Here is a 16,258-nt window from a genome sequence, read left to right on the forward strand (position 1 = left end):
GCCACCCCGCCGAATCGGTGGGCTGAGCGGTCCTCGCTAACGGATTGAGTGAGTGGTGCTGTGTTTTCCATGGATGCCTCCGGATCCTGTGTTCTCGATGTCACCGGGTTTGAGTGTCCTCGTTGACGCGGCCTGCCGGCGTTGCTGCGCTCGGGTCATCGGTAGTCATTTGGCCGGTCACTGGCGGAGGTGCGGTCGCAGCGTGGCGCCCAAGCGTCTGATATCGTGCCGGGTTCTTGCTTCGTAGGATCAGTGCCTCGATCACCCCTGCGACGAAGGCACCGCCGGAGACCAGCAGCAATCCGAGGTTTTCGCCGGGCTGGCCGCCCACGACGAGATCGAAGTTCATCATCGCGAAGATCGTGAGGGCCGCGAGGGCGCACCCGGCAATCGTGGGGGCGATGAGGATGTTCCAGATGTTCTCCCCTTCGGCACGACCTTCGCGACGGAACCAGGCGATCACCGAGAAGCTCACCAGCGACATGAGGACGAACACCCCCATGTTTCCGAGGCCGGCCATCTGTGCGTAGAGGGTCGACGGGTCACTGCCATTGAGCGCAAAGAAGAGCAATCCGAGAGCCGCAACGACTGAGATGGCGACAGATGCTCGCGAGGGTGAGCGGAAGCGCGGATGCGCGCGGGCGAAGTATCTGGGCAGGGCTCCGTCGGCGCTGAGGTTAAACAGGTAGCGCGTCGAGGTGTTGTGGATCGACAAGATGGCCGCGATGGCCGCGGTCAGGATCAGGACGCTGACGGTGTTGGTGAACCAGGGACCGATGAATCGATCGGCGGCAACCGCGAACATCGATTCGGGTGCGGTGCCGGCGACCTGCTCTGCTTCATCACCGAAGGCCAGCACCATGACCCAGACCGTGACGGTGTACAGCACGCCGATGAAGATGACGGCGATGTAGGTGGCGCGGCCGATGGTCTTTTCCGGATTTTTGACCTCATCGCGGTAGAGCGCCGTCGCTTCGAAACCCACGAAGACAAGGAGGGCAAACAGGAGTGCGACCGACGCCTCACCGCCGGTGAACTCTGCAAGGTTGAACGGCTTCAGGTCGATGCCATCAGCACCGCCCTGGCCGAGGACGGCTATGTCGAAGATGATGGTGAGTCCGACCTCGACCGCCATGACCCACATGAGCACTTTGGCCGAGACATCCACATTGAAGTATCCGACGAACGCCACCAGGACCCAGACCGCGAGTGCGCCAATCCACCACGGGATTTCGGGTCCACCGAACGAGGAGATCAACCCGGTGACCGTCAGGCCGGCGAAGCAATACACGCCCATGCCGATGATGGTGTAGGAGACGCCGGCCAGAAAGGCGCTTCCCAGCCCCATCGGACGGCCCAAACCGCTGGCGATGTAGGCATAGAAGGCGCCGGGCCTGGACATCCGCCGAGTCATGACGACATAACCGGCAGCAAAGATCAGCACCAGCACGGTTACCGCGAGGAACGCCACGGGCGCAGTCGTCCCGGACACCATGATCGTTAGGGAAAAGTACCCCGCAAGGCAGACGAGCGGGGACGAGAAAGCAAGCACCGTCAGCACAAGCTGCAGGGTGGTCATCTGTCCGCTCAGGCGCCCGTGAGCCCCCATAGGGGCGGGCAACGGGCCGGAGGAGGATGCTCTTTGGGTCTTCATAGTGGGCTCGCCCTTCCGAGAACGGCCCATCCGCTCTCGCCCTTGGTTAATTAATGAACACTAAATAAAGGAGAGTGTCAAGGCTCACACTTCGGTAGGGCCTGTGGTCCAAGGGGATCGCTTCCGATCGCCTAGAAGAGTACACCACCGTCACCCCCCTTTACAGACGTTCAATAGATGCGTTAGCGTCTGCCCATACGTGACACGTTCACGCAGGGGCCTGGAGGGATGTATGGGCGCGGTGATTCGTTGCTTGTGGACTCCCATGCTGATTGCGCGCTGGTCGAAATGAAAGCCGAGGAAAAATGTCTCTTGAAAACAAGGTCGTCGTCGTTACCGGTGCAGGATCGGGGATGGGACGGGCAATGGTGGAGGAGTTCACCGTCAAGGGCGCCCGAGTGGGCGCCCTTGACATCAACCTTGAGCGAGCCCGGGAGACAGTGGACAACCTGCCGGGCGGCGCAGTGGCCGCTGCCATCCAGGTCGACATCAGTGATCCAGATTCGGTGTCGCGAGCGATCGCCGAGGTCACCGAATGGGGCGGGCGGATAGATGTGCTGTGCAACAACGCCGGCATTATCGACAGCTTCCGTCCGGCCCACGAGATTCCGCTGGATGAGTGGCACCGGACCATCGCCGTGAATCTCACCGGCCCGTTCCTGGTCTCCCGGGAGGTGGTCCCGGGCATGCTCGAGCAGGGCGGAGGGGTCATCATCAACACCGCGAGTATCGCCGCGCATAGTGCCGCCGGTGGAGGCACTCCGTACACCGCCGCCAAGCATGGCGTGCTCGGCCTGACCCGCCAGCTCTCGTTCGACTACGGCAGGCGGGGAATCCGCGTCAACGCCATTTCCCCCGGTGCCACGCGCACGGGGTTGACCCTGCCCGAGGGGGGCTCCGACACGCTTCCGGACTCGGAGATCGAGATCGCCAGAACCCCCGCCCAGCGGTGGGGTGAGCCGGTGGACATCGCCAGGCTTGCAGTATTCCTGGCGAGTGAGGACTCCTCGTTCATCCATGGCACCGACATCGCGATCGACGGTGGATGGCTCACGGCAGCGCGCAACCCGATCTAGTCGTCGCGTGCCCGGTCGCGGCGCCCGATCATGCCAGGCCGGCCATGGGGGCGGCGGCTCGGTGATGTGCACGTGGACCACGGTCCCGGAGTGCTTCCCCCTCCCCTATTTGATCCCCAACACAAAGGAACTTGACCATGGACCAGACTATTTATCCCCGCCTGAAGGACCGCGTCGCCATCGTCACCGGAGCCGGGCGCGGCATCGGAGAAGCCATCGCCCACCGCTTGGCCGCTGAAGCGGCTCAGGTCATCGTCGTGGGCCGGACGGTCCAGAACATCCAAGAGACCGCATCCAACATCCAGCGGGCCGGAGGCCGTGCCGTCGCAATCAGCGCTGACATCGCCTCTCCGGCCGAGGTCGAAGGTATCTACCAGACCGTCATGGACCGGTGGGGCCAAATCGACATCCTGGTGAACAACGCCGCGGTCTTCGACGAGCCCACCTTCATGGAACTAGACCTCGGGGCGGTGGAGCGCACGTTCCAGACGAACGTCTACGGAACCTTCCTGATGTCCCAGGCGGCCGCCCGTCGAATGATCGACGCCGGCGGCGGATCGATCGTCCACATCTCCTCGATCGACGCCCTCGGCGCGGACGGGCCGGTCACGGCCTATACCGCCACGAAGGCCGCGGTGGTCAGCATGGCGCGCACCATGGCCATGGAGCTATCCCCACGGGGCGTGCGGGTCAACTGTGTGGCCCCGGGCTTCGTTAACACGGACATGGTGCACAAGACCTCGACCCCCAAGGTCCTCGATCACATGCTCAACGACTTCAAACGCGTCCCCATCCGCCGCCTGGTCGAACCCGGGGAGATCGCCTCCGCCGTAGCCTTCCTGGCCTCCGACGACGCCACCGCCATCACCGGCTCCAACCTCCTCGTCGACGGCGGAGTCACCGCCAACCTCTACGTCATGGAGACCCTCCCTGAGGAGATGATCCCGTTGGGGACGGTACAGCCTGCCACGACTGGGGCGGAGCCTGTCGTTTGAGCCACTGTCGCGCAACGTGATTCTGTCCTGCTGTACTGTCCTGGTTCTGGTATGCGGTCGCCAGGAGTTCCGACCCCGGAAGACCGCCGCCTGGACTGAGTCAGAAGCAGATGGTGGTCACGTTTCCGCCCGGGCCATCGCCAGTCATGTCGGTATTGAGCGCCGAGCGGATCGATCTCCGCGAGCCCGTAGCTGGCCGCGTAGAGACGGAGAGGGGCCTTCCGGAGTAGTTCTTCCGGAAGGCCCCTCTCGTTGTTGCCTTGGGCCGTGAGTGATGCGGACCTGGGATCTGTTTACTTGGCGGTGTAGCCGCCGTCGATGGCGTGGTCGGCGCCGGTGGTGTAGCTGGACTCGTCCGAGGCCAGGTAGAGGGCCAGGTGGGCGATTTCCTTGGAGTCGCCGAACCGCCCGATGGGAGTGTCGGTAACGTCGAGGTCCAGCTCGGCGATCATGCTTGTGTTGACCTCACCTGGGGCGATCGCGTTGACGCGGATGCCGAAGGGTGCCAGTTCCAGCGCGGCGGCCTTCGTCATGCCGCGCACGGCCCACTTCGAGGCGGTGTAGGCGAAGTTGTCCGCTATGCCGACCATGCCAGCGGTGGAGGAGATGTTGATGATCGAACCGGTGCCGGCGCGCTTCATACCCGGGATGACGGCCTGCATGCCGAGCAGGGCGCCGAACTGGTTGACCTCGATGATCTTCCGATAGTCCTCGACGGAAACGTTGTCGACCCGGTTGAGTGTGAGAATCCCGGCGTTGTTGATGAGCACGGTGACCTCGCCGAAGCCGGCGTTGGCCGCCTCCATCGCGCTCTCCCACTGCGCAGGATCAGTGACATCGAGGGGAGCGTAGAGCACGCTGTCTCCGAGCTCCTGGGCCAGCTGCTGGCCGCGCTGCTCATTGAGATCGGCAATGACGACCTGCGCTCCGTGCTGCGACAGCATGCGCACGTGCGCCTCGCCCATGCCCTGGGCGCCCCCGGTGACGATGGCCACCTTGCCGCCCACACGACCTTCACGCATCGGCTTCACTCCTGTCTTCGGGTTGACTGGTACTGGCTACAGCGTATCGATTGCGATAGTTACGCAAGGGGGCTAGTGGATCTGGTTTCCTGCCGACTTCCCGAGCAGCAAACTCAATCAGCGCCTCTTCGTGTTCGACGACTTGCCGGCCCACGGCCGCGTGCTTGGTGTGCCGCAGGGCCGTCGCCAAGCGCTTGAAGTCGCGGAGATACTCGTCGGCGAGGTCCACGATCTCGCCCCACATCTGCTCCCACGGTTGGGCCACGAGTTTGGCAGCAAGTTCCTGTCCCTGGGCAGCAGCCGATCCAATGTCCACCGGGACCGCGTAGTGGCTGACGACGGGTTCCAGGGCGTCAGCCGTCAGATGCTCTACTTCGTAGAGCAGATGGAGGGCCCCGAGGTTCCTGTCCTGCACCTCTGAGATCATGCGCCGGTACATGGCACATCCGATGACTTCTCCCTCATACGCCCTGCGAATAAGAGTTTCGAGGTCATCACCGCCGACAGTCTCTGCGGGGCGGTTTCCACCGCGTTCTGGGTCCGATGCGCTCATCATTTCCTTTCTCTGCGATGTCCCGGGTAGTGGCTCCACACACTCGGGGAGGCTGCACTCCTGGACGACTGCTTGTCGTGAGGCCGGGCTGCAGATACCCGGCAGGGGTGGCCGAATTCTCATGATGCTGATGGGCGGGGGCCCGGGGGCGGGGTAAGCGGCGCGTCGGCCTCCTGCGGCTCAGGCTAGGAGCACCGTGTGGTGTCCTGAGAGGAAGACCCGGTCGTCGGCGTGGAGTTGTACCGCGCGTGAAAGGACTCTCCGCTCGACGTCACGGCCGATCACCACGAGGCCGTCGGCGTTGCTCCGGTGGTCGACGCGCACCACATCCTGCTCGATGATTGGTCCCTCGTCAAGGTCTGCGGTTACGTAGTGTGCGGTCGCTCCGATGAGTTTGACACCTCGTTCGCGGGCTTGGTGATACGGCTTGGCACCCTTGAAGCTGGGCAGGAACGAGTGGTGGATATTAATGATGCGCCCTGCGAAACGAGTGCAGAAGTCGTTAGAGAGGATTTGCATGTATCGGGCTAGGACGATGAAGTCCGCATCGCATTCCTGAACCAGTCCCGACAGTTCTTGTTCTGCCACTCGCTTAGTGTCCGGGGTGACCGGCAGGTAGCGGAACGGCACACCGGCTGCCTCAACGAGGCCGCGTAGGTCCTCGTGGTTCGACACCACCATTGGGATCTCGATGGCGAGATCTCCTCTCCGATATCGGTAGAGGAGATCGTCCAGGCAGTGATCGAGCTTGGAGACCATGATCAGTGCTCGGCGGCGGTCGCTGCGCCTCCTAAGCTCCACAATGGGATCGAAGCGTGCGAGACGGTCGATGAGCTCGTCGCGGATCGCTTCGCGGTCTACATGGGATTCGAAGTCAACCCGGACATTGAGCTGGCCGCTGTACTCGTCGGAATATTGAGCGCTGTCGAGGATGTTTCCTCCGCAGGCGGTGATACCGCCGGCCATGGTGTGGATGATGCCGGGTTGATCCGAGGCCCGCAGTCGCAGGATGTAGCGCTGCACGTTCAGCTCTTAACGCGCGTGCGCTCGGGGTCATAGGCAGGGGTCTTTCGGATGGCCGCCGGTACTGGTCCCTGTTCCGAGTCGATCTGGACGCTGGTCCCCAACCGTGCATGTGCGGAGTCGACACGGGCCAAAGCCAAGGTTTTTCCCCCAAGGGCCGGGGATGCAATGGCCATCGAGATTTTCCCGACGGGTTGTCCGTCAACGAACAGTGGCCGGCCGTCGAGTCCGGCGGCCGGGGCCGTCGTCTCGAGGCTGACGAGCCGCGCGGGCACGTTGTTTCTCTTCGCCAACAAGGCGTCCCTTCCCTCGAACGGTCCCTTCTCGAAGTCGACCGTCCAGCCCAGGCCGCATTCGAATGGAGTGGTAGACCGGTCGTATTCATACTCATTCATGACCATGCCAGCTTCCGTCCGGGCCACGAGGATCGCGTCCAGTCCCATGAGTTCAATTCCTAGGTCCTGCTGGGCCAGGATTCCATCCCACAAAGTGTCAGAGTGCTCGACGGGAACCATGACTTCATAGCCGAGCTCAGCTGTGAAGCCGAGTCGGAGGATCATGGCGGGGGCGTCGGTCACTTGTACGTCCAGAAGCGCTCCGTAGTAGGGCAGTGCCTCATTCGAAATATCGACTGACGTGAGCCGCGCCAGCAGGGTGCGGCTGTTGGGGCCCTGCAGCGAGACGGCAGCATACTCGGCGCGACGATCCGTGACGGTCGTTCCTTCAGGTGCCGCTTGCTCGAGCTGCTGCTGCGTCAGCTGCTCACCGCCGAGCACTAGGACGGCTTCCGGGGACAGCTTCAAGACGGTGACGTCTTCAATCATGAACCCCTCGGCGTCTGTGAAAACGCCATACACCACCCGGCCAAGGGGCAGGGCGCGGACGTCGCGGGAGAAGACCTTGTCGACCGCCGTGACAGCATCCGGTCCTTCCACAAACCATTTGCGGATCGTCGAGTACTCCAGTGCTACGACTGCTTCACGCAGCGCCTTGTACTCCTTGGCTGGATCACCGTAGTGGGTGGCAAAGGGCCTGCCGAACGATTCTTCCCACTCCAAAACACGGTCGGCGAAGCGCTCGGTGGTCGGATTGGGCTCGAGCCCCACTGGCATCGGCATGGCTGACTACCTTTCGCAGATTTACATGGCGTGTGCTCGCCGGCGATTTCCCTGCCGGTATGGCGCTGATTGCGACGAAGGCGAGCGGTCACAGGGATGCAAGGAGAGTATCTCTAATTTAATCATCATTCAAGAGTTCTACTCCCAGAAGGTTGCTTCCGTGAACAGTCCGCAGAATTGAGAGTAGGTTTGCCATTGACGCTCACGTTGATTGAATATACATTAAGCGCTATCTGTGATCCGAATCACAGGCACTGTTACATCGCCGCAACCCGATCCCGAAGGCCCCTTAGCGCTTGTTCCTCGTTTATTTCCGAGTACAAGCCAGGAGGTCATCGTGGTCCGAGCATCGCAGCGATATCGCCGGCCCATTCCCCTCCAGAGAACGGAGTCCCTGATGACGACATCGAATAACAGGGAGCAGTCGTCGCTTGAGACCGCAAAATCAAACGACGGGTACAACACCAAGCTCACGGGCCGCATGGGCGGCTTGTCATTGGCGCTGACGGTACTGGCCTTCTCGGCCCCGCTGTCGGTGGTTAGCGGCTTTATTCCACTCACGATCCTCTTCGGTGGTGAGGGCGCGCCTTTCGGTTTTCTACTCGCCACTGCAGTGCTGCTGCTGTTCAGCGTTGGGTACGTGACGATGACCAAGCACGTCCCAAAGCCCGGCGCGTTCTACGCATTCATCAGCATGGGATTGGGAAAGATCACCGGGCTGGGCTCTGCCTTCCTGGCCGTGATCTCCTACCTGCTCGTCTACACCGGGAACTACGCATGGTTCGGAATCACGGTGTCGGCCCTGGTGGAGAGTCTGGGCGGCCCAGCAACGCCGTGGTGGGTTTGGGCGTTGGTGGGATGGGCAGGGGTGAGCATCCTGGGCTACTTCAATATCGAACTCTCGGCCAAGGTGCTGACAATCGTGATGGCCCTTGAGGTCACGCTGGTCATGATCGTCAATGTCGTTGTGCTCGCCAAGGGGGGCGCGGAGGGGCTGTCAGCGGAGCCGTTCGCGGTAACGAAGTTCCTGGAGGGTGATTTCGGCGTTACGATGCTCTTCGCGATTCTGGTGTTCATGGGGTTCGAGGCCACGGCGCTATTCCGTGAGGAGGTTCGCAACCCAGGCAAGGTGATCCCCCGTGCAACGTTTGGTGCTGTGATTTTTGTGGGGCTGCTCTACACGATCTCGGCTTACGCCCTTGTGACCGCATTCGGCTCCGAGGCCGTGGCCGTAGCCACGGAGACTCCTACTGAAATGTTCCCGCTGTCGATTTCTCAGTACGTCGCCTCGTTCTTGGTGCCGATCGCCTTTGTGCTGATCTCTACCTCAGTCGTTGCTGCTTCACTGTCGATCCACAACGTGATCGCGCGTTATATCTACAATCTGGCCTACGACCGCGCATTGCCTCATGCATTGGCGAAAGTGCATGAAAAGCATCGTTCCCCGCATCGGTCATCCAATGCGCTGGCAGCGTTGACTGGTCTGATTCTGTTCTTGATGGCCGTCCTGCCCCTGGACGAGATGCTGCTGTACGCGCAGTTGATCGGTATTGGATCAGTGGGCGTTTTGTCCCTGATGGCGGTTGTGTCGGTCTCGGTTATAGCGTGGTTCTTCGCCCGCCGCTCGAGCGTTCAGGAAAATGCCTTAAAGACGTATGTAGCTCCGGCGATCGCTGCAACCACGCTGGTCTCCGTTGTCGTGTTCGCTTGCATCAAGCTGCACCTCCTGGTCGGCGGCGATCCCGGGCAATACAACTGGCTTCTCATTCCGCTCGCACTGGTGTTCCTCGTCGGCGTCGGCCTCGCCCTTTACTTCCGGCGATCCAAGCCGGAGCACTATGAGCGGCTTGGTCGGACGGACGGCGCGAGTTTGCGACTGCGCAGTGACCGGGAGGAGGATCCGGAGAGCGAACGGGTGTAGGCGTTCTTCATTGTGCGTCCGCTGAATGATCGTCATGAGGCTTAGCCACCAAAGCCTGCTCCCCGAACCGGAATGGTCTCCGGTCCGGGGAGCAGACCTGTCCGGGGGTGCCTCCCCTGCCTTACCGCCGCAGCGTTCTCCTCCTTCGCTGTCGAGCCAGCCCATGCCCCCAGTGGATCGACGGTCTGATCGCCAAGGGGTTCTCAGTCTGGGCTGATGCGATCGTACGAAGGAACGTGCAAGCTTCCGCTCGTTCGTCATCGGCGTGGGCGCCCACGCCGGAAACACTCTTACGCACCGATCGCCGCCGCGGAGCGCGTCTGGGCATCGAGACTTTTCCCGCACTAACGCGGGTTAGGGCCGAGCGATCGGCTGGGCGGCACGCCGACAAGTCGGGCCGCCGAGGCGATGCACTTCCGCGATTTTGGCCCCGGACGTATGCCGACGTTGGGGGCAGGGCCAGTGTGCCGGGGCTTAGTGAGTGAGGAGCAGCAGGTGGGCCCTGACGCTCTGCAGTCTGGCATCTGGCGACCCCCGACCAGCTGGGGCATCTGGTCCACCCAGCCGAGGCTCGGTGCCGTCCGAAAGATCACTTCGGCTACGTACCGGTGGACGTCGCCGGTGGTGGCATCCTCGCCGATCTTGCGAGGCCCCGGGACGATCGTGCACTTCCTTGTTTCCATGTGCCGCCGGCCGTTTCAGTCTTCACGTGCGCCTGTTGGAGTTGTGCACGGCAGCGATTCAAGTTCCCCCGAGACCAAGGCGGCCGAACGAGTTCATTCGATGAAACCCGCAGTTGGACGGCGTAGCCGAGATCCATGCCGGATTTGCAGCGGGCCGCGCTGCCTCAGTCCTAAGGTATCGCTCCGCGGCTCAGCCGCGGGCCTCGGCCGGTGTAATTTTTCCCTGGTCGGTTTCGATTCTCCTCCTCTGCCGCGAGGGGTTCGCCCCTCTACGGCAGCCGACGTCGGTACCTCGCCGCGTTGCGATACCGGGCGCTGCTCAGTCTGGACCTTTGACGGGGCAGGGACATTTTGAGACTCCGATGGGGCAAGAGGCTGCGGCGAGCTATCGGTCAGCGGACCGGCCCAGACTTTGCCACGCTGGGCAGGTGGGGCGGGCCAGGATCCGTCGGTGGCTGTGAATGGATGTCGGTATCCGCAGGTTCTCGTTATTGGCGGTGGGCTGGTTCAGTCGGGTAGCGGTCCTCACGCAACGGGCAGGCTTCGCGCGTAGGCCTTCAAGTTGAAGTCGGGGTCGCGGGCCTGATCCATCGTGATGCCGGTATCGTGCTCGAGAAGCTTGCGTGCTGCGACATGGTCGGCGGGTGCGTTGACCGATTCCACGGCGACGAGTTGCCCATCGCGGAAGAGGAACTGGCTGAACTTACCGGCCGAACGGTTACCACGTTGGACGACAACGTCACCTGGATTGGCCAGCCCCGCGATCTGAAGCTTGGCGGGGCCCTGGTTAGACCAGAACCAAGGGGCGATGTCATAACGGGTGGGATAGGCCGTGATAGTTTTTGCGACGGACTTCGCCATGTCGGTAGCGTTCTGCACCGACTCGAGCCGCAGGTTCCCGCCGAAATGGCGTGAGGGGAAGACGGCCACGTCGCCAATGGCGTACACATGAGGCACGTTCGTGCGCAGGTACTCATCCACGAGAATGCCGCGATCGCAGGTGACATTCGCCGTCGAAGCGAGGGCGTCGTCGGTCACTACGCCCAAACCGACAACCGCGAAGTCGCAGGGGTAGATAGCCCCCGAGGTGCCCACCACGGCGGTGACGTGGTTGTCCTCCCCCATGAAGTGATCGAGCCCCTCGTCGAAGTGCAGCTTCGCTCCCAAGCCAGCGTGCACCTGTGCGAAGTAATCCGACATCGAGGGTGACAGCACCCTCTGCATGGGTCGCTGGGCGAAGTCGATGACGGTGACGTCGAGCCCGCGTTCTGCGGCGACAGCCGCGAATTCAAGGCCGATGAATCCGGCCCCTACCACCACAACCCGGCCGTGGCCGTAGTCGAGCTGTGCCCGCAGGGCTTCTGCGTCCTCGACGGTGCGCAGGTAACTGATGCCTTCCAGCTCGGTCCCAGTGCACGATGCGCGACGTGCTTCGGCGCCCGCAGCGATGATGAGATCGTCGTAGGGAATGGGTTCACCGTCTTTAACCTGCACTAGGCCGGCAGCACTGTCGATGCTGGTGACTTCCACTCCCGTCCGCAAGTCGATGTCATGCTCGCTGTAGAAGGCGGCCCCACGCAGTGGCATGGGGGTGGGATCGCCGCCCTGCTTCATGTAGTCCTTCGAAAGCGGTGGGCGCTGGTAGGGCAGGTGCTCGGCCCTGTCCAGCAGGACGATGAAGTCGGTGAACCCCTCCGCACGCAGCGATTCGGCAGCCTGCACGCCGGAGTGTCCGGCGCCGATAATGACAGCGGTCATGTCACGCCCCAATCAGCTCTGGCTCTCGGGGATGTTGACCTCGAGCGCATCGAAGTCACGACCGGCCATGAGTTGGCAGCTTAGACGAGAGCTTTCGAGGCGGTCTTCGGCCGTGCAGTCGAGCATCTCGTCCTCGTCATCTGAGACTTGGGGCAACTCGACGTCGCCGCGCACGTAGACGTGGCACGTGGCACACATGGCCTGTCCCCCGCACTCGCCGATGATTCCATCGACGCTGTTGGTCAGTGCGGCGCGCATAACCGAGATGTTCTCGGGGACCTCGACCGTGTCGACGGTGCCGTTGGGGTGGTGGTAGGTGATGTTAGGCATCAGGGATCTCCTTACTCTGTGCAGTCGGTGCCATTTCTCTTTAGTTAACGTTAAGGAAAGAGAAACGTCAAGGGTTTTCTGTGAACTGCACCACGTCCCAGTAGCGAGGCAACAGCTGCTCCCGGTTACGGCTTGCAGGCGGACCCCAGGCGGTCTTCATGCTGGAGGGGAGCGATCTCTGTCCCGGCCGTGTCGTGCTCACCCTGCCAGGTGCATCGGATCAACAGGTTGCGGTGATGGATTCCCCTGAGGCAGCCTCGGGAGACCCCCGTCAACGGTTACGTCGCGCGGAAGCGGCCTGCTTCTTACTTATGCCCGGTGCAGTCTGAACCAGCACAAGCGGGGAGTCACGCTTGGCCGGCCACCAGCAGGATTTCAGACGTCAGCGGTCCACCCGAGTTACTCGCGGCGTTCGACAGGCGACTCGCGCCTTGTTCGAGAGCAGAGCTCGATGAACTGGATGAGTTTTCCGGACAAACCCCGAGGCCGCACAAGGCCCGCGGGGCAGGTACGCGATGCCGGTGGCCCCGCGGGCCGCTCCCGGGACCCACAGCAACGGCCCTCGGTTTGTTAAGCTCAAGCCGGGCGCCCTTCGCAGTTCGCTTTCGGGACCCCCGGCTCTGGTTCAGTCGTCCCGAGACTGGCAGTCGAGGCAGAGGATCCGGCTCCCCTCTCGGGCCGTGTTGGCCTCGAAGGCAACATAGCTCAGGTCGCAGACATTGCACTTGACGCGCACATCCCAGAGGTCCTGAACTTCGGAGCGGACGAGATCCGGCTGCCTAGCCTTACGCGCACTGAGTCCTGCAGCACGGATGATCCAGTAGAGCAGCATCGAGATCGCCAGCGAAACAATCGGGGCGAGCGCCGACCAGGTGGGAAGCTGAGTGGGCAGCTGGAGAAGGACGATTCCCACGGCTGACGACACTACCCAAACCACAAAGCCTGGGGCCACCGCCCGCAGTCGTGCGGGCCTGAACTCCGGTTCTGCGTCTCTGTCGATGATCCAGTGGGTGATCATGATGCCGACCCAGGAAACGAGCAGAACTGCCTGCCAGGCCAGAGCCAGAGCGATATAGCTAAACACGTTGGTGAACATGAGGCCGAAGACAACTGCCAGCAGAGCGATAACCCAGGCTCGACGGGAGAGGTTCCGTCGGCTGAAGTGGGCAACGAATCGTTCCAGGTTCACGCTGGCGAAGTAGAAGTTCGCGGAGTTGATGCGCACCTGGCTGACAATGATGACGATTAGCCCGACAGCGCCGATCGAGGTGATGACCCCCTGAACGACCCCAGATTCGGAGCTGGCGTCGGGCGCGGCCAGACCGACGATGAAAATGCCGACGAGTCCATTGAAGAGGAAGGCGATGCAGTAGAAGACCCAGCCGAAGCTGACGGAACCGTGGAACTTCGTGTCTTCCTTGCGGCCGAAGCGGGCCGCGTCCTGGGTGTCGGGGAAGAGGAGCCAGACACCCATGTAGAGGACGAACACAGTCACCCATCCCGGAATGGCCGTAGTCGGCTCAGCGGGCTCGAATGCAGACCAGTCACCTTCCCAGCCGAACCGCACGCCGGCTGCAATGACCGCGATGATCAGACCGAAAAAGTAGATGGGCAGCGAGATGCCATTGAGTTTACTCAACCATGTCTGCATGCCTCCGAGCATCAGGGGCCACATCCCTGCGATGACGATGGCATACCACACGCGGATGTCCCACACCTGGAAGAACGACTGCAAAGCGACAGCGAGCACGCTACTTTCGAAGACCGCATAGTAGATGGCCGCCGTGGCAATCAAGAACGGGGCCAGAGCAGCCCCGCGGAAACCGAAGAGATCGCGGGAGAGCAACGTGGAGTTCAGCCCCCACTTGATAGCTTCCTTAGCACTCTTGGTGCCAAGCACGGAATACACGACAACCGTCAAGACTATCCCGATGATGGCCTGCTGCACGCCGACAAGGCTTGCCGAGAGGGCTCCGTAGTAGACAAACGCCAAGGCACTGGCGATCGATGACCATCCACTGAAGACGGCCCACTTATTGAGGCGGGCGGTCGGTGGAACGACATGGTTCGTGTATTCCGCCTGGCGTTGCTCCTCGACCACGCGGGGATCGTCTGAGCCGCGAAGCTCGAGCGTTGGACGCGGCTGTGCGTGGATTTCGTCTGGGCTGTTCATTTCCGTCACCTTGCTTTGTTGGTGGAGTGCTTTTCTGTTGCTCGCGCACCGCAGGCTTGTGCCTGGGCCTATGTAACTCTCTGCCGCGGACGAAGCCCATTGGTGCGGAAATACTCGCGGAGCAGGGCGAGTCCTTGGAATCGCCGCTGTGAATGGGCTCGGCTCTGAACCTGGCTGTGCTGAAGTTTGAATAATCAGCAATCCTGCTTCTTCGCTCGCTTGGTGCGTCCCCACGTCTGCGCTGCCCCGTCCCCCGCATGCTCGGGAACACCCTCGGACACACATGATTTAACATTCATTAAAGATGTGCGTCAAGAGTTGTGTCCGTTCTATTTCAGTCCCTTGGCCCCTCTCGACCGGCCAAGTTCGCTCGGGCATAGGTGGGATTTAGGCTCCGATCGTCAATGGTGTAGAAAGCCCAGCCGGCAGCGTGTAGCAATGTCGGCGTGCACCCGCGGTACCGACACCCCGTTATGGGCTGAGAATGCTCCGCCGACTGGCATGAAGCGGCTTGCCTTTGGTGCGGCAGAGCAAGGCTACTCATATTCCCCCGGCGGCAATTTCGATAGAACGCGGCGCGGGTTAGCTGCCGCGTGCCGCGAGCTCGGGGAAACCGGCGCCGTGACCTTGAAAGGGCCTTTCGGCCGTGGTCACCGCCGGCTGGGAGGGCGGAGAGGGAGGGATGGACCATCGCTCCAAAATCCGGGTTGGTCGGGGAGCAGGTGGCGGGCAAACCAATCTGCTGCAGCAGCACTTGCCACGTCGAAGTAGGCGGAGTAAACGGAGTAATGGTCTCCAGGAACCAGAAGCAGCTGTTTCGGATGATGTGCCCTCTGATAGGCCTCCTGCTGGAGATTTGTTGGGGTCACTGTGTCCGAATCAGCAATGATCATCAGGAGCGGGGTTGGTGCGATCCGTTCGACGAAGACGCCGGGTTCGTAGCCGCGCGAAAGTTCCAATGAGCGAACCGTAACCGAATTGCGCCAGTTCTCGCAGATCTGTCCCTGCCCCCACATGTACTCATAGGAGTCGCGGCCCGGGTAGGCGACGGCGGCAGCCGGTTCCGGACTTACCATCGGGACGGCAGCAGCATCCGCTCCGGCGAACCGGGCCTCGCGTTCTTCCTCAAACCAGCCCTGTTGGTGGAGCAAGTCCTTGCTCGACAACTTCTGCCGGGCCGCGCGCCAGCCGCTGATCGTAGGCACCTGTGCCACGACGCAGCGAACCCGTCGGTCCAGGGCAGCAACCACGAGAGCGTGGCCGCCGCTGTAACTGCTCCCCCATACTCCGATCCTTCCACCGTCCACATCTGGCCGGGAACGAACGTAGCTGATGGCCGCCCTGAAGTCCTCCACCTGCCGGTGCGGATCGATCTCCTGACGTGGCTCGCCGTCACTGGCTCCGAGATTGCGGAAATCGAAGGTCAAGGCAGCGAAGCCACGGGCCACAAACGCGGCCGCATAGTCCTCCAGGTCACCGCCCGCGACCATGCCCCAGCCGTGCCCAAGGACGATCACCGGCCAGGGTTCGTTCACTCGGACTGGCGCGTAGTAGGTCCCTCGGATTGTGCAGCCCTCTACATCAAACTCGACCTTCTCTCCGGCTTGCACGGCCTGATCCTCACTTACCCCTGGATGCGCCACAGTCACGACTCCCAAATAATTTCGACAAATTCCTGCAAGGTGATAGGCCGCTGGCCATAACGGGCCACAAACTGAACGAATAATGGACGAGTGTTCCCTGTTCAGTCAGAGCGAGGGCCGCCGGAAGGTCCGGGGGCGTCGGTTACCCTGTCATATCCTCGGCGTCGTCTAATCCGATCACTACTTGTCCAGCAGCCCCTTGACGTCGCCGCGGACGTGGTTTATGTCCCGATTTGGAGTGGGCAGGCTCCTACTCGCCCGCCCTCTTTCCGCCTCCTTTGGAGCTGTTGAAGGTTTAACGTCACCCAA

Annotated in this window: 12 protein-coding genes; 3 read left to right on the forward strand and 9 right to left on the reverse strand. The window is 62.1% G+C overall.

The features are described from left to right. Positions 1-100: 100 nt before the first annotated feature. Positions 101-1,579, reverse strand: a complete 1,479-nt coding sequence (locus AC5RW2_RS20515) for an APC family permease (protein ID WP_494074420.1) — start codon at positions 1,577-1,579, stop codon at positions 101-103. Positions 1,580-1,959: 380 nt separating this feature from the next. Between AC5RW2_RS20515 and AC5RW2_RS20520 the strand changes: the two genes are divergently transcribed. Further along, positions 1,960-2,730, forward strand: coding sequence for an SDR family NAD(P)-dependent oxidoreductase (locus tag AC5RW2_RS20520; protein WP_494074421.1), 771 nt, complete (start codon positions 1,960-1,962; stop codon positions 2,728-2,730). Between the two features lie 137 nt (positions 2,731-2,867). Beyond that, positions 2,868-3,725, forward strand: a complete 858-nt coding sequence (locus AC5RW2_RS20525) for an SDR family NAD(P)-dependent oxidoreductase (RefSeq protein WP_494074422.1) — start codon at positions 2,868-2,870, stop codon at positions 3,723-3,725. A gap of 293 nt (positions 3,726-4,018) precedes the next feature. On the opposite strand, the gene AC5RW2_RS20530 is transcribed toward AC5RW2_RS20525, so the two are convergent. The 4 genes from AC5RW2_RS20530 to AC5RW2_RS20545 all read right to left on the reverse strand — a co-directional run bounded on the left by AC5RW2_RS20530 (position 4,019) and on the right by AC5RW2_RS20545 (position 7,441). Continuing rightward, the gene (locus AC5RW2_RS20530) at positions 4,019-4,747 is read right to left on the reverse strand and encodes a glucose 1-dehydrogenase (protein WP_494074423.1); all 729 of its coding nucleotides are present in this window, start codon (positions 4,745-4,747) and stop codon (positions 4,019-4,021) included. Then, on the reverse strand, positions 4,740-5,174 hold the full coding sequence (locus AC5RW2_RS20535; RefSeq protein WP_494074424.1) for a hypothetical protein: 435 nt from the start codon (positions 5,172-5,174) through the stop codon (positions 4,740-4,742). Before AC5RW2_RS20535 ends, AC5RW2_RS20530 begins: the two co-directional genes overlap by 8 nt. Positions 5,175-5,480: 306 nt before the next feature. Then, a complete protein-coding gene (gene purU / locus AC5RW2_RS20540) occupies positions 5,481-6,323 on the reverse strand; it encodes a formyltetrahydrofolate deformylase (RefSeq protein WP_494074425.1) in 843 nt (280 codons plus the stop codon). 2 nt (positions 6,324-6,325) lie between these two features. Continuing rightward, on the reverse strand, positions 6,326-7,441 hold the full coding sequence (locus AC5RW2_RS20545; RefSeq protein ID WP_494074426.1) for an aminomethyl transferase family protein: 1,116 nt from the start codon (positions 7,439-7,441) through the stop codon (positions 6,326-6,328). 397 nt (positions 7,442-7,838) lie between these two features. Here AC5RW2_RS20545 and AC5RW2_RS20550 point away from each other — a divergent pair, with 397 nt between their 5' ends. Beyond that, positions 7,839-9,362 carry an APC family permease gene (locus tag AC5RW2_RS20550; RefSeq protein ID WP_494074427.1) on the forward strand — a complete coding sequence of 508 codons (1,524 nt, stop codon included), beginning with the start codon at positions 7,839-7,841 and terminating at the stop codon, positions 9,360-9,362. A 1,208-nt stretch (positions 9,363-10,570) separates the two neighbouring features. Here AC5RW2_RS20550 and AC5RW2_RS20555 read toward each other — a convergent pair. The 4 genes from AC5RW2_RS20555 to AC5RW2_RS20570 form a co-directional block, all read right to left on the reverse strand. Continuing rightward, positions 10,571-11,803 carry an NAD(P)/FAD-dependent oxidoreductase gene (locus AC5RW2_RS20555; protein WP_494074428.1) on the reverse strand — a complete coding sequence of 411 codons (1,233 nt, stop codon included), beginning with the start codon at positions 11,801-11,803 and terminating at the stop codon, positions 10,571-10,573. Positions 11,804-11,815: 12 nt separating this feature from the next. After that, a complete protein-coding gene (locus tag AC5RW2_RS20560; RefSeq protein WP_494074429.1) occupies positions 11,816-12,133 on the reverse strand; it encodes a 2Fe-2S iron-sulfur cluster-binding protein in 318 nt (105 codons plus the stop codon). 625 nt (positions 12,134-12,758) lie between these two features. Beyond that, positions 12,759-14,306 carry a purine-cytosine permease family protein gene (locus tag AC5RW2_RS20565; protein ID WP_494074430.1) on the reverse strand — a complete coding sequence of 516 codons (1,548 nt, stop codon included), beginning with the start codon at positions 14,304-14,306 and terminating at the stop codon, positions 12,759-12,761. A 650-nt stretch (positions 14,307-14,956) separates the two neighbouring features. Beyond that, a complete protein-coding gene (locus AC5RW2_RS20570) occupies positions 14,957-15,955 on the reverse strand; it encodes an alpha/beta hydrolase (protein WP_494074431.1) in 999 nt (332 codons plus the stop codon). Positions 15,956-16,258 lie beyond the last annotated feature (303 nt).

Source organism: Arthrobacter sp. B0316-1-20 (genome assembly GCF_059091865.1).

Excerpts from the sequence above, each read along its gene's own strand:
- AC5RW2_RS20530 (WP_494074423.1), bottom strand. The coding sequence starts at position 4,747 with ATGCGTGAAGGTCGTGTGGGCGGCAAGGTGGCCATCGTCACCGGGGGC.
- AC5RW2_RS20565 (WP_494074430.1), bottom strand. The coding sequence starts at position 14,306 with ATGAACAGCCCAGACGAAATCCACGCACAGCCGCGTCCAACGCTCGAG.
- AC5RW2_RS20555 (WP_494074428.1), bottom strand. The coding sequence starts at position 11,803 with ATGACCGCTGTCATTATCGGCGCCGGACACTCCGGCGTGCAGGCTGCC.
- AC5RW2_RS20520 (WP_494074421.1), top strand. The coding sequence starts at position 1,960 with ATGTCTCTTGAAAACAAGGTCGTCGTCGTTACCGGTGCAGGATCGGGG.
- AC5RW2_RS20515 (WP_494074420.1), bottom strand. The coding sequence starts at position 1,579 with ATGACCACCCTGCAGCTTGTGCTGACGGTGCTTGCTTTCTCGTCCCCG.
- AC5RW2_RS20545 (WP_494074426.1), bottom strand. The coding sequence starts at position 7,441 with ATGCCGATGCCAGTGGGGCTCGAGCCCAATCCGACCACCGAGCGCTTC.
- AC5RW2_RS20550 (WP_494074427.1), top strand. The coding sequence starts at position 7,839 with ATGACGACATCGAATAACAGGGAGCAGTCGTCGCTTGAGACCGCAAAA.
- AC5RW2_RS20535 (WP_494074424.1), bottom strand. The coding sequence starts at position 5,174 with ATGATCTCAGAGGTGCAGGACAGGAACCTCGGGGCCCTCCATCTGCTC.
- AC5RW2_RS20560 (WP_494074429.1), bottom strand. The coding sequence starts at position 12,133 with ATGCCTAACATCACCTACCACCACCCCAACGGCACCGTCGACACGGTC.
- AC5RW2_RS20525 (WP_494074422.1), top strand. The coding sequence starts at position 2,868 with ATGGACCAGACTATTTATCCCCGCCTGAAGGACCGCGTCGCCATCGTC.